The sequence below is a fragment of the Methylobacterium tarhaniae genome (assembly GCF_001043955.1).
Taxonomy (GTDB): domain Bacteria; phylum Pseudomonadota; class Alphaproteobacteria; order Rhizobiales; family Beijerinckiaceae; genus Methylobacterium; species Methylobacterium tarhaniae.
This window is the reverse complement of the sequence record NZ_LABZ01000126.1, coordinates 41846-53820: the sequence shown is the minus strand read 5'-3', so window position 1 is coordinate 53820 and position 11975 is coordinate 41846. Positions and strand designations below refer to the sequence as shown.

Sequence of the window (11975 nt, the reverse complement as noted above, 5' to 3'; positions counted from 1 at the left end):
TAGTCAACGCCGCACCTCTAAATTACCACCCTCTCTTTTCGTCGGCAGCGTAAGATGGGTAAAAGAGACGGCCGGAGAGGGGTTAGAGGTGAGGGTGACGCGCTCCATCCTGAAATACCTTTGATGTTACGAACCTGACCTTCGAAACGACGACGGGGCCGCCTCCTCCCGGAAGCGGCCCCGCCCATCATCCCGATCCGGCCTGACGCCGGCGCGTGTCACTGCACCAGGCGCGGCCCGCCGGTCTGCACCTTCTCGTTCTCGCCCAGGATGCCGAGGCGGCGAGCCACCTCGGTATAGGCCTCGATCAGGCCGCCGAGGTCCTTGCGGAAGCGGTCCTTGTCGAGCTTGTCCTGGCTCTTGATGTCCCAGAGGCGGCAGGAATCCGGGGAGATCTCGTCGGCGACGACGATGCGCATCATGTCGCCTTCCCAGAGCCGGCCGGTCTCCATCTTGAAGTCGACGAGGCGGATGCCGACGCCGAGGAAGAGGCCCGACATGAAGTCGTTGACCCGGATGGCCAGCGCCATGATGTCGTCGATCTCCTGCGGCGTCGCCCAGCCGAAGGCGGTGATGTGCTCCTCCGACACCATCGGGTCGTTGAGCTGGTCGTTCTTGTAGTAGAACTCGATGATCGAGCGCGGGAGCTGGGTGCCTTCCTCCAGGCCCAGCCGCGTCGCCAGCGAGCCGGCCGCCACGTTGCGCACCACCACCTCGAGCGGGATGATCTCGACCTCGCGGATCAGCTGCTCGCGCATGTTCAGCCGGCGGATGAAGTGCGTCGGCACGCCGATGTCGTTGAGGTGCTGGAAGACGAACTCGGAGATCCGGTTGTTCAGCACGCCCTTGCCGTCGATCACCTCATGCTTCTTGGCGTTGAAGGCGGTCGCGTCGTCCTTGAAATGCTGGATGAGCGTGCCGGGCTCGGGACCCTCATAGAGGACCTTCGCCTTGCCCTCGTAGATGCGACGGCGGCGGTTCATAGGCGTGTACCGTGGTTTGAGGAAGTCCATGGGGCCGAGGCTCCTGACGACGTGTGGGACCCGCGGCGCGGCGACCTCTGAGGAGAAGGTCGGGCCGGGGGACGCGTCGCTCCGGGCGTCCCGGCGGCCGATGGCAAATTAGCCGAACCGCGAAGGCAGCACAACGCGTTAGCCGGAACGCCCGGGGGCGCCCGGACGCCGCTGCGGTGAATTGCGGTCGTTGGTCGCGTCGATATGCGCATGAGGGGGCGAGGATGCAAGCGTGGCGGGAGGGGGCGGCATGTCGCGGGCGCTGGCGTTGCCGCCTCGACGGCGACCTCCGGGCTGACCTAAGCTCGCCGGACGAGCCGCGGCGAACGCGCGGCCGATCCGGGAGGGACCACGATGGCGGAACGGGCGATGGCGGAACGCGGCGGTGCGGTGGCCGCCCTGGCGGCGCGGTTTCGCGAGGGCAAGCCGCTGATCACGGCCTGGTGCGGGATTCCCGAGCCCGCGGTCGCCGGGCTGCTCGCCGCCGAGGCGTTCGACACCGTGACGCTCGACATGCAGCACGGCGCCCACGATTTCGACAGCATCAACCGCACCGTCGCCCTCGTGGCGGCCCGCGGCAAGCCGACCCTGGCGCGGGTGCCGGTCGGCGGGTTCTCGACCGTCTCGCGCCTGCTCGATGCCGGCATCTCCGGGATCATCGCCCCGATGGTCAACACCGTGGAGGATGCGAGGCGCTTCGCCGCGCTCGCCAAGTACCCGCCGCTCGGCGAGCGCAGCTGGGGGCCGGCCCCCGCCCTGATGCTGTCGGGCTTGTCCCCCGAGGCCTACCTGCGCGAGGCCAACGGCTTCTGCCAGACGCTGGCGATGATCGAGACCAAGGAGGCATTAGCCGCCCTCGACGACATCCTGGCGGTGGACGGGATCGACGGCATCTTCATCGGCCCCTCCGACCTGTCGATCGCCCTTTCGAACGGCGCCGGCCTCGACCCCGACGGCGCCGCCGTGCGCGACGCGCTCAAGCACGCCATGGCGCGCACCCGCGCGGCGGGCAAGCGGATCGGGATCTACTCCCTCTCCGGCCCGCGCACCCGCGAGCTGATCGCCGAGGGCTTCGACCTGATCGCGCTGTCGGGCGATTCCGCCCTGCTGCGGGCGGGCGCCGCGGCTGCCCTGAAGGAGGCGCGAGGCTAACCCCTCCGCGCCGCCCGGGCGAAACCGGCGGCGAGGAACTGCCCCGCATGGTGGAGGGCGCCGTCGTCGATGCCGTGGCCGATCCCGGCGGAGAGGTGCCACTCCGCCGGCACGTCCGCCGCGGCGAGCGCTTCCGCCGAGAGGAACAGCGCGTCGACCGGGATCACCTCGTCCTGGTCGCCGTGGGCGAGCAGGACCGGCGGCACCGCCGCGACGGCCGGTTTCAGGCTCTCCGGCCCCTTGCCTTCCTCCAGCACCAGCATGCCGGACAGCCCGACCACGGCCGCGACCGGGGCCGGGCGGCGTAAGGAGACGTGCAGGGCCATCATGCAGCCCTGGCTGAACCCGACGAGGGCGAGCTGGTGGGCCCCCAATCCCAAAGCCTCGAGCTCCGCATCCAGGAAGGCGTCGAGCGCCGGGCCGGCCCGGTTCACGCCGCGCCAGCGCTCGTGGGGGTCGCGGAAGGTGAGGGAGAACCATTGCCGCCCGAAGCCCTGGATGCACGGCTCGGGCGCGTGCGGCGCCACGAAGGCGGCGTCGGGCAGGAGCGGCTGCCATTCCTGCGCGAGGTCGATCAGGTCGTTGCCGTCGGCACCGAAGCCGTGCAGCAGGACGACGAGCTGGCGCGGCCTGGCGCCGGAGCGGGGCATCAGGCGCGGGCCGGTGAGGATCGGCATCGGGTCGGGCTCCGTGGCATCGAAAAGGAAGCGGCGCGGGCTCAAGGGGGCAAGAGACGCGCCGCGCCGGCTCAAGGGGCAAGAGCGCGCCGTCGCGCCGGCTCAAGGGGTGAGGGGCGCGCCGTCGCGCCGGCTCAAGGGGTGAGAGGCGCGCCGTCGCGCGCTTTGGCGACCCGGTAATAGGCCCATAGCACCTTGGCGGCGACCCCGCGCCACGGCCGCCAGGCCTCGGCCCGCGCCGTGAGGGCGGCGGCGCTCGGCCGGGTCTCCAGCCCGTCGGCGAGGCGCGCCGCCTCCTGCAGGGCGAGGTCGCCGGCCGGGAAGGCGTCCGGGTGGCCGAGGCAGAACAGCAGGTAGACGTCGGCGGTCCAGGGCCCGATGCCGTGGACCGCCACCATCCGGCGGTGGGCCTCGTCCGCCGGCAGGGCGTGCAGGGCGGCGAGGGGCAGGGCGCCGTCGATGACCGCCTGGGCCGCCGCCCGCAGGGTGCGGATCTTCGGCGCCGACAGGCCGGCCCCGCGCAACCGGTCGTCCGGCGCTGCCGCCAAGGCCTCGGCGGTGAGGTCCGGCAGGGCGGCGGCCAGCCGGCCCCAGATCGCCGCGGCGCTCGCGGTCGAGATCTGCTGCGACACCACGATGCCGGCGAGGCCCTCGAAGCCCGGCGGGCGCTTGCGCAGGGGCGGCACCGCGCCCTCGGCCACCAGCCGCCCCATCACCGGGTCGAGGACCGTCAGGGCCGCCAAACCCTCCTGCAACGCGGCCTCGGAGTCGAGCAGCGGGCCGGTGACGCCGGTGGCCGGCAGGCTTATGGCTTGAGGAATCGTCCGCGTCCGCATCCTGCCGTGTCGTCTCCCCGCCTGCGCTTCGCCCCGAGCCCGAACGGGCGCCTCCATCTCGGCCACGCCTACTCGGCCCTCCTCAACGCGGAGGTCGCGCGGGCGCTGCGCGGAGACTTGCTGCTGCGCATCGAGGACATCGACCCGGCCCGTTGCCGGCCGGAGCTGACCGACGCGCTGGTCGCCGACCTCGCCTGGCTCGGCCTGACCTTCCCGGAGCCGGTCTGGCGCCAGTCGGCCCGGATGTCCACCTACCGCGCCGCCCTCGACGGCCTGCGGCAGCGGGGCCTGATCTATCCCTGCACCTGCACCCGCCGGGAGATCCTCGCGGCGGCCGGCGAAGCCCGCGACCCGGACGGGGCGCCGCTCTATCCCGGCACCTGCCGGGGCAGGCCGCTGCCGGACACCCCCCATGCCTGGCGCCTCGACATGGCGCGGGCGCTGGAAGTCTGCCCGGGGCCCTTCACCTACTCGGCCTTCGCGCCGGGCGAGCCCGGGCGGGTCTGCACCGCCGATCCGGCCCGGTGGGGCGACGCGGTGCTCGGCCGCAAGGACGTGCCGACGAGCTATCACCTCGCCGTGGTCCTCGACGATGCCGCGCAGGGCATCACCCACGTGGTCCGCGGCCAGGACCTCGAAGCCGCCACCGACCTCCACGTCCTGCTCCAGCGCCTCCTCGGCCTGCCGACCCCGCGCTACCACCATCACGGGCTGATCCGGGACGCGGCGGGGGACAAGCTGTCGAAGAGCCTGCGCTCGGAGGCGCTGGCCGCGTTGCGGGAGCGGGGCGCGAGCGCGGCGGAGCTGCGGGCGCGGCTGGGCTTCGGCATGGACGAAGGAGAGGCCCGACAGCCCTTGCACCCCACCCCGCCGTAGGGAATCCTGCCGCGAAACCGGAGGACTCTCTGTGTCGCTCAGCTTCGGACTCCTCGTCTTTCCGCAGGTCCAGCAACTCGACCTCACCGGGCCCTACGAGGTCTTCGCCTCGGTGCCGGACAGCGCGGTCCATCTGATCTGGAAGGACGGCGAGCCGGTGCGCTCGGCGACGGGTATCCCCTTCGTGCCGACCGCGACCTTCGACACCTGCCCACCCCTCGACGTGCTCTGCATCCCCGGCGGCGCCGGGGTGAACCCGCTCATGGAGGACGAGGAGACCCTGGATTTCGTGCGGGCGCGGGCGAAGGAGGTCCGCTATCTCACCTCGGTCTGTACGGGCGCGCTGGTGCTCGGGGCGGCCGGGCTGCTGCAGGGCCGGCGCGCGACGACGCACTGGTACGCGCACGATTTCCTCGCCCGCTTCGGCGCTGTGCCGGTGCAGGACCGGGTCGTGCGCGACGGCAACCTGATCACCGCCGGGGGCGTGACCTCGGGGATCGATTTCGGGCTCGCCGTGGTGGCCGAACTGCTCGGCCGCGAGGAGGCCGAGACGGTTCAACTGGCGCTCGAATACGCGCCGGCCCCGCCTTTCGGATCCGGCACCCCGGCCGAGGCCCCGGTGGCGGTGGTCGAGCGGGCAAAGAAGCGGCTCGGCGGCTCGCGGGCGGCGCGGGAGGCGATCGTCGGGCGGATCACGTGACGTCATGCCAACGGCCTAAGATGCTGACGCGTCAGGCCGTTGAACCATCTCGAATTTTCGATTTCAAGCCAAAGGCTTGGCGGAAATTCGAGAACGGAACCGAAGGTCGTTTTCAACGACCTTCGGTATCAGGGCTCGCGTAGCCCACGGTCCTGCCACCCTCCGCATCATCCCGCGGCCCGGCGCAGCCGGGAACCTGGGATGTTCGCGCCGGATGGCAGGACTGTCGGAGGAAACCAGAACTCGCGTCAGGCGGCCTCAGCGCATCGCCTCGCGCTGCGCCAGGGTGGTCGGTGCGCCCGATTTCTGGATCAGGCCGTCGATCTGGTCGCGCTGGCGCCGGAACTCGGCCAGGAGCCGGCCGTCCAGCTCGCGGCCGCGGGGCACCCGGATCTTCATCGGGTCGACGAAGTGGCCGTTGATGATCACCTCGTAGTGCAGGTGCGCGCCGGTCGAGAGGCCGGTCGAGCCGACATAGCCGATGATCTGGCCCTGGCGCGCCTTGGCGCCGGCGCTGACGCCGCGGCCGAACCGCGACATGTGGTTGTAGGTGGTGACGTAGCCGTTGGCGTGCTGGATCTCGACCCGGCGGCCGTACCCTGAATCCCACTCCGCCTTGATGATCGTGCCGTTGCCGGCGGCGAAGATCGGGGTGCCGATGCGGATCGACCAGTCGACGCCGGTATGGAGCTTGGCGTAGCCGAGCACCGGGTGGCGGCGATAGCCGAAGCCGGAGCTCATGTTGCCGTCGGCCACCGGCTTGCGCAGCAGGAACTTCTTGAGCGAGCGGCCGGCCTCGTCGAGATAGTCGACGCCGCCGTCGTCGGGCGACTGGAAGCGGTAGATCCGCCGCGATTCGCCGCCGAGATTGAGCGCCGCGAAGAGGATGTCGGGCCGCTCGGCCGAGCCGCCGGATTCCTCGTCGTAGGTGTAGAACAGCTCGATGCCGTCGCCGGTGGCGACGCGGCGCTGGAAATCGACGTCGTAGCCGAAGATCCGCACCAGGTCCTCGACCGTGGAGCGCGGCAGGTCGTGGCGCGCGGCGGTCTCGTAGAGGCTGGCATAGAGGCGGGCCCCCGTGCCCTCCTCGTCGTCCTCCGCCTCCGGCTTCGGGGCGGGTTTCTGGACCGCGCCCTCCGGCACCGGCGGGGCCACCGACACGAAGGCGCCGCGGTCGTTCATCGCGGCGATCGCCTCGACGCCGGACTCGCCGTAGAGGATCACCCGGGTGAGCTGGCGCGGGTCGCCGGTCCGGGGACCGGGGCCGATCTGGAGCCGCATCTGCTGGCCCTCGCCGACCGCGCCGGCCCGCACTCTGGTGCCGAGGGCCGCGAGGATCGGGCGGATCTGCTCGTCGAGGCCGCCATTGGCCTTGAGCACGCCCTCCAGGGTCTCGCCGCGCTTGATCGCGACGTCGCGCTCCTCGACCAGGGGCGCGTCGCGCTCGCGCTCGATCTTGGCGAGATCGGTCACGTTCTCGCGCATCACCCGGACCTCGATCGACTTGAACGGGCCGGAGCTGCCGCCGAAATCACCGCCGCCGTCGAGGCCCGGCAGGGCCGCCATGCTGCGCAGGGTGCGCGAGAGCATCAGCTGGGGGGCGATGGGAAGGGCGGCGCGCCGCCCGGCCTCGGCGGCCAGCCGCCGCTCCTCCTCGATCTGCGCCGCCACGTCCTCGTCCGAGAGGGCGGGGGAGCCGGACGGCACCGCGACGTCGCCGAGGTCGCGCTTGACCACCGAGACCTCGGCATCCGGCATGTCGGCCGCCGCCTGGGCCTCCGGCGCGCGGTCGGTGCCCGGATCGGTGAAGAAGCGCATCGGGTCGAAGGGCGGGATGTCGGTCGCCGCCATCCCGGCCGTGGTCGAGAGCGCGGTGGCGATCCGCACGAAGGGCCGGACCTTGATGATCTCGCGCTCGCCCGCCCGGAGGGTCACAGGTGCCTTGAAGCTCTGCTTGGCGAGCGCCACCATCGGGTTGCGCACCAGGCGGTCGCCCTTGCGGGCGAGGTTGGTGCCGCCCTCGCTGGCGACCGGGCGCGGCGCCACCGCCACCGCCTGGGGCAGCTCCGCGAAGGTGATCTCGCCCTGGAGCGAGACCCAGATCGCCGAGCCGATCAGCGCGGCACCGGTCATGCCGGTGAGCACGCAGGCGGTGAGCCAGCGCAGGTTGACGTCGCGGCGGTCGGAACGCGGCGAGGCGGTGCCCGAGAGGTCGAGCGGCGGCTCGCGGCCCGGATCGGCGGGCCGGCCGCGGGGCGCCTGCTGGGATCCGACAGGGTCGAGCCGCGCGCGCTTCACCGTCACTCCTTTGGCCGTCTCGTTCCGGTGCCGTGGCCGGCGCCTGTGGCGCGCCGTTGCGGCAGGGGCAGGGAGCGCTCCGCGCTGCCGCGACCATGCGTGGCTCACGCATGGAAATCAACGGCGGGCGGGGCCCGCATCCCCAGGGGGCAGATCGGGCCGGAGCGTCACCCGTCTCTCCGGCGCCAGGATGTCAGGATTGAGGCGCGCGCGGCCCGCGGCGGTTTTCCCTCATCCCGGCATGCCCTACGGTTCCGCCGGCGCGCTCCGAAACTTCTTTCTGACGCCGCGCCATATCGATCTCGGCCATATCGATCTCGGCGCGACGGGTCGGCGGCCGGACGAAGGAATCTGCGCGGCCATCCCGGTCAGCCCGGGTTGAACGCCGTCGCGAGCCAGCAGGCCGCGCCGAGACGCACCGGTCCCTCCGCCGGCATCGCCGCCCGCACCGCCGCCACGGCCCGCTCGCGCAAGGCCGGATCGTCGAGTTCGCGCAGCAGCCCGGCCACGGGACCGACGGTCACGGCAAAGCGCGTCGCCGCCCCGATGTCGTCGCCGATCGCGATCGCCCGATCGACGGGCGCGACCGCGGCACCCGTGAAGCCGGCCTGCGCCAGGAGTTCGGCCAGCGCGGCGCCATCGGCGAACCGGAACGGTCCCGGACCGCCCGGAGGCGGCGGTTCGGGCGCCGGCACCACGCCCAGCACCGCGTCGCGCGGCAGGCTCACCCACTCGTTCTCGGTGAGCGCGCGCCAGCACAGGACGACGAGGCGGCCGCCCGGCCGCAGGGCCTGCCGGATGTTGGCGAAGGCCGCGCGGGATTCCTCGAAGAACATCACCCCGAACCGCGACAGCGCCAGATCGTGCCCCGGCGCGAAGGCGTGGATCTGGGCGTCGGCCTCGATCCAGGTGATCGGCGCGCCGGTCGCCGGCCGGGCGCGAGCCCGGGCCAGCATCGGCCGCGACACGTCCAAAGCCGTCACCGCGCCGCCGGCTCCGAGCCGCTCGGCCGCCAGGAGCGCGGTCTCGCCGCAGCCGCAGCCGATATCGAGCATCCGCTCGCCGGACCGGAGTGAGGCGGCGTCGAGCAGGGCGGCGGTCAGGGGCGCGAACACCCGGTCCAGCTCGGCCTGCATGGTGACCCAGCGTTCGCCGACATCGCTGTTCCAGTACTCGGTCTGGGTGGCCGGCTCCGGCATCGGCGGATCTCTCGTCCCATGGGCGTCGCATGACGGTACCGCCGCGGCGACGCCCGGGACAAGCCGGACGGGGTGCCTCAGGTCGCCTTGCTGCCCCGGGGCCGTCCGCGCCGCGCGGCGGGAGCGGCGCTCGCCGGTGCGCCGTCATTCCCCTCGGCGCCGCGCAGGCGGCGCCGGCCGAGGCCGCTGTTCTTGGCGAGTTCGGAACGCTGCGAGGCGTAGTTGGCCGCGACCATCGGGTAGTCGCGCGGCAGTCCCCATTTCTCGCGATACTGCTCCGGCGTGAGGCCGCGGCCGGCGAGGTGGCGCTTGAGCGTCTTGTAGGGCTTGCCGTCCTCGAGGCTGATGATGTGGTCGGGCGTGACCGTGCGGCGGATCGGGATCGGCGGCTCGGGTTTCGGCGCCTCGGGCGCGGGCGGCGCCATCAGCTGAGTCAAGGTCGAGTGTACGGCCCCGATCATCGGCGGCAACTCATTCGGCGGCACCGCATTGTTGGACACGTAGGCCGTGATGATCGCGGCGCAAAGATCGACGACGCGGTCACCAGAGCCGTTCTCCTCGACATTCATCGCCCTACCCCGTCTGCATTCGTGATAAAGAATGCATGACCACGATCGAACGTCAAACAGACTGAGCGTTCACGGAGGTTAATCCTGTGGACGTAACCGCTGTTCATCAGTCAACCACGATGAACGGCGACTAACTTATGTTTATGAAACGGGCTACGCTCTTCGATGTAGGGGGCGCCCCGGGGATGGCGGCGCCTCTGCGGCGCGCGGCCTCCGCGCAAGGGGCGGTCGACCGCGCGCGGGACCGGACGCGCGGCGTCGCCGGCATCTGTGGACGGTCTGGGGATGAAGAGGAGGGAGGATCCGCGCGGCCGGCGGAATGAATGGTCGGAGTGGCAGGATTTGAACCTGCGACCCCCACGTCCCGAACGTGGTGCGCTACCAGACTGCGCTACACTCCGACGCGCCCGAAGGCACGGGTATCATCTTGTCAAAACATCCCGGGCAGATGTTTTGTAGTCTCGGGAAGACACAGGCTCGTGAGAGCGCTGGTCGGAGTGGCAGGATTTGAACCTGCGACCCCCACGTCCCGAACGTGGTGCGCTACCAGACTGCGCTACACTCCGAACGGCCGGCCGTGGCCGACGACCGGGCTTATAGCGAGGGCTTCCGGGGGCCGCAAGGCCGTTCGTGTGCGATGGCCGAGTTTCTTGAGCCGGCATTTCTCGATCGGCATGCGGCGAGCGGCATGGGGAGAGAGCGGCATGGGGAGAGCCTGAGCCCTCCGACCAAACGACGCGCGCAGGGGAAGGCCTTGCGCGATCTCCTCCCGGCCCCCATTGTCGCGCCACGAAGATGGTCGACACCGGCGGGGTGGCGGATGGCGTGCCGGATGGCGGCGTGAGCGAGGACGATCAGGCCGGGGCGCCGGAGCCGGGAGCCAGCCACTCCGCGCAGGCGCCGTCCTTGGCGCATCTGAAATCCGCGACGATCCGCGAGCCCGGTCTCGACGACCGCGGCAGCGTGTTCTACGCGGCGATCGAGATGACCCGGATGCCGATGATCCTGACCGATCCGCGGCAGCCCGACAACCCGATCGTCTTCGCCAACCGGGCGTTCCAGGACCTCACCGGCTACACGCAAGCCGAGCTGGTCGGCCGCAACTGCCGCTTCCTGCAGGGGCCCGAGACCAGCCGCGAGACCGTGGCCGAGCTGCGCGAGGCGGTCGCGGAGCGGCGGGCGATCGCCACCGAGATCCTCAACTACAAGCGCGACGGATCGCCGTTCTGGAACGGCATCTTCATCGGCCCGGTCTTCGACGAGGCCGGGGAGATCGTCTACTTCTTCGCCTCGCAGCTCGACGTGACGCGGCGCCGGGTCTCGGAGCAGGCCTTCCGCCAGGCCCAGAAGATGGAGGCGATCGGCCAGCTCACCGCCGGCCTCGCCCACGACTTCAACAACCTGCTCCAGGTCGTCTCCGGCAACCTCGAACTGGCCCGCGGTTCCGTCACCGGCGAGCGGGCGCAGCGCCAACTCGCCAACGCGGCCGGCGCGGCGGAGCGGGGAGCGAAGCTGACGAAGCAGCTCCTGTCCTTCGCCCGCAAGGCGCGGCTGGAGCCGCGCCCGCTCAACCTCAACGCCCTGGTGCTCAACCTCGCCGAGGTGGCGGAGAGCACGCTCGGCAGCAGTGTCTCGGTGCGCCTCGACCTGACGCCGCGGCTGCCGGCGGTCACCCTCGACCGCACCAATCTCGAGATGGCGCTCCTCAACGTGCTCATCAACGCCCGCGACGCGATGCCGGCGGGCGGCACGGTGACGATCTCGACCGCCTCGGTCCATCTCAACGGCAACGGCAAGGCCCGCGGCCTGCCGCCCGGCGACTACGTGGCCCTGCGGGTGCGCGACGAAGGGGAGGGAATGGCGCCCCACGTCGCCGCGCGGGCGACCGAGCCGTTCTTCTCGACCAAGGGCCCCGGCAAGGGCACCGGCCTCGGCCTCGCCATGGCGCACGGTTTCGTGCAGCAATCCCGCGGCCGGCTGGAGATCGAGAGCCGGCCGCACACGGGCGGCTCCGGGGGCGGGACGATCATCACGATGCTGTTCCCCGCCGGGATCGACCCCGCTGCCGAGGAGGAGCCGGCCGAGCGGAAGGCGGTGCTGCGGCGCGGCGACGAGACCGTGCTGGTGGTCGAGGACAGCGACGACGTGCGGGCGCTCGCCCGCGAATACCTCGAGAGCCTGGGCTACCAGGTGCTCTCCGCCCGCGACGGCGAGGAGGCCCTCGACATCCTGGAGCGCGGGGGGCGGATCGACCTGCTGTTCTCCGACATCGTGATGCCGGGCAGCATCAACGGCCTGATCCTGGCGGAGCGGGCCCAGAGGATGCGGCCGGACCTGCCGGTGCTGCTGACCACCGGCTACAACGAGGACCTGGTGGCGGAGGGACCCGCGACCCCGACCATGGACGTGCTCGGCAAGCCCTACCGCAAGGCCGAGCTCGCCGATCGGATCCGCGCCGCCCTCGACCGCGGCGCGAGGGCCATGCCGGCCCCGGGCGAGCCGCATCACGGCTGAGGATTCCGCGGGGGCTCGTCTCCGCGCGGATGAGGCGACAGGGCATGTCGTCACTTCGCCGACATGGGTGATGCGCCAGAAGGGCCGTGCCCTTCCACGCGAGGATGCCGCGCCGTTCCGTCCTCGCCCTCTCGCTCCTCC

10 protein-coding genes and 2 tRNA genes are annotated in these 11975 nt (G+C 71.6%); 4 read left to right on the top strand and 8 right to left on the bottom strand.

Going from position 1 to position 11975, the window contains the following annotated elements; all coding sequences use genetic code 11:
- Window positions 1-218: 218 nt before the first annotated feature.
- The gene (gene purC / locus VQ03_RS18105; protein WP_063928401.1) at window positions 219-1013 is read right to left on the bottom strand and encodes a phosphoribosylaminoimidazolesuccinocarboxamide synthase; all 795 of its coding nucleotides are present in this window, start codon (window positions 1011-1013) and stop codon (window positions 219-221) included.
- 369 nt (window positions 1014-1382) lie between these two features.
- Here purC and VQ03_RS18100 point away from each other — a divergent pair, with 369 nt between their 5' ends.
- A complete protein-coding gene (locus VQ03_RS18100; RefSeq protein WP_048452293.1) occupies window positions 1383-2165 on the top strand; it encodes an HpcH/HpaI aldolase family protein in 783 nt (260 codons plus the stop codon).
- Here VQ03_RS18100 and VQ03_RS18095 read toward each other — a convergent pair.
- Both VQ03_RS18095 and VQ03_RS18090 read right to left on the bottom strand, forming a co-directional pair.
- Window positions 2162-2842 carry an alpha/beta hydrolase gene (locus VQ03_RS18095; protein ID WP_048452279.1) on the bottom strand — a complete coding sequence of 227 codons (681 nt, stop codon included), beginning with the start codon at window positions 2840-2842 and terminating at the stop codon, window positions 2162-2164. The two genes, VQ03_RS18100 and VQ03_RS18095, sit on opposite strands and share 4 nt — an antisense overlap.
- A 134-nt stretch (window positions 2843-2976) precedes the next feature.
- Window positions 2977-3678: a DNA-3-methyladenine glycosylase family protein gene (locus VQ03_RS18090; protein WP_083468079.1), complete on the bottom strand. Its 702-nt coding sequence runs from the start codon at window positions 3676-3678 to the stop codon at window positions 2977-2979.
- A 6-nt stretch (window positions 3679-3684) separates the two neighbouring features.
- Here VQ03_RS18090 and gluQRS point away from each other — a divergent pair, with 6 nt between their 5' ends.
- Both gluQRS and VQ03_RS18080 read left to right on the top strand, forming a co-directional pair.
- On the top strand, window positions 3685-4554 hold the full coding sequence (gluQRS, locus tag VQ03_RS18085) for a tRNA glutamyl-Q(34) synthetase GluQRS (protein WP_048452278.1): 870 nt from the start codon (window positions 3685-3687) through the stop codon (window positions 4552-4554).
- Window positions 4555-4585: 31 nt separating this feature from the next.
- Complete coding sequence (locus tag VQ03_RS18080; RefSeq protein ID WP_048452277.1) at window positions 4586-5254, top strand: DJ-1/PfpI family protein; 669 nt, start codon at window positions 4586-4588, stop codon at window positions 5252-5254.
- A 258-nt stretch (window positions 5255-5512) separates the two neighbouring features.
- On the opposite strand, the gene VQ03_RS18075 is transcribed toward VQ03_RS18080, so the two are convergent.
- The 5 genes from VQ03_RS18075 to VQ03_RS18055 all read right to left on the bottom strand — a co-directional run bounded on the left by VQ03_RS18075 (window position 5513) and on the right by VQ03_RS18055 (window position 9886).
- A complete protein-coding gene (locus VQ03_RS18075; RefSeq protein ID WP_048452291.1) occupies window positions 5513-7552 on the bottom strand; it encodes a M23 family metallopeptidase in 2040 nt (679 codons plus the stop codon).
- A 368-nt stretch (window positions 7553-7920) separates the two neighbouring features.
- Window positions 7921-8751 carry a class I SAM-dependent methyltransferase gene (locus VQ03_RS18070; RefSeq protein WP_048452276.1) on the bottom strand — a complete coding sequence of 277 codons (831 nt, stop codon included), beginning with the start codon at window positions 8749-8751 and terminating at the stop codon, window positions 7921-7923.
- Between the two features lie 77 nt (window positions 8752-8828).
- Window positions 8829-9320 (bottom strand): Ros/MucR family transcriptional regulator, encoded by a 492-nt coding sequence (locus tag VQ03_RS18065; protein WP_048452275.1) that lies wholly within the window; start codon window positions 9318-9320, stop codon window positions 8829-8831.
- Between the two features lie 324 nt (window positions 9321-9644).
- A tRNA-Pro gene (locus VQ03_RS18060) sits at window positions 9645-9721 on the bottom strand.
- 88 nt (window positions 9722-9809) lie between these two features.
- Window positions 9810-9886: transfer RNA gene (locus VQ03_RS18055), tRNA-Pro, on the bottom strand.
- 229 nt (window positions 9887-10115) lie between these two features.
- On the opposite strand from VQ03_RS18055, the gene VQ03_RS18050 reads away from it, so the two are divergent.
- On the top strand, window positions 10116-11834 hold the full coding sequence (locus VQ03_RS18050) for a histidine kinase famiy protein (protein WP_083468078.1): 1719 nt from the start codon (window positions 10116-10118) through the stop codon (window positions 11832-11834).
- Window positions 11835-11975 lie beyond the last annotated feature (141 nt).

Bases quoted from the DNA above. Each gene is read 5' to 3' on its own strand.
- VQ03_RS18100 (WP_048452293.1), top strand. From the start codon at position 1,383: ATGGCGGAACGCGGCGGTGCGGTGGCCGCCCTGGCGGCGCGGTTTCGC.
- VQ03_RS18050 (WP_083468078.1), top strand. From the start codon at position 10,116: ATGGTCGACACCGGCGGGGTGGCGGATGGCGTGCCGGATGGCGGCGTG.
- VQ03_RS18095 (WP_048452279.1), bottom strand. From the start codon at position 2,842: ATGCCGATCCTCACCGGCCCGCGCCTGATGCCCCGCTCCGGCGCCAGG.
- VQ03_RS18065 (WP_048452275.1), bottom strand. From the start codon at position 9,320: ATGAATGTCGAGGAGAACGGCTCTGGTGACCGCGTCGTCGATCTTTGC.
- purC (WP_063928401.1), bottom strand. From the start codon at position 1,013: ATGGACTTCCTCAAACCACGGTACACGCCTATGAACCGCCGCCGTCGC.
- VQ03_RS18090 (WP_083468079.1), bottom strand. From the start codon at position 3,678: ATGCGGACGCGGACGATTCCTCAAGCCATAAGCCTGCCGGCCACCGGC.
- VQ03_RS18070 (WP_048452276.1), bottom strand. From the start codon at position 8,751: ATGCCGGAGCCGGCCACCCAGACCGAGTACTGGAACAGCGATGTCGGC.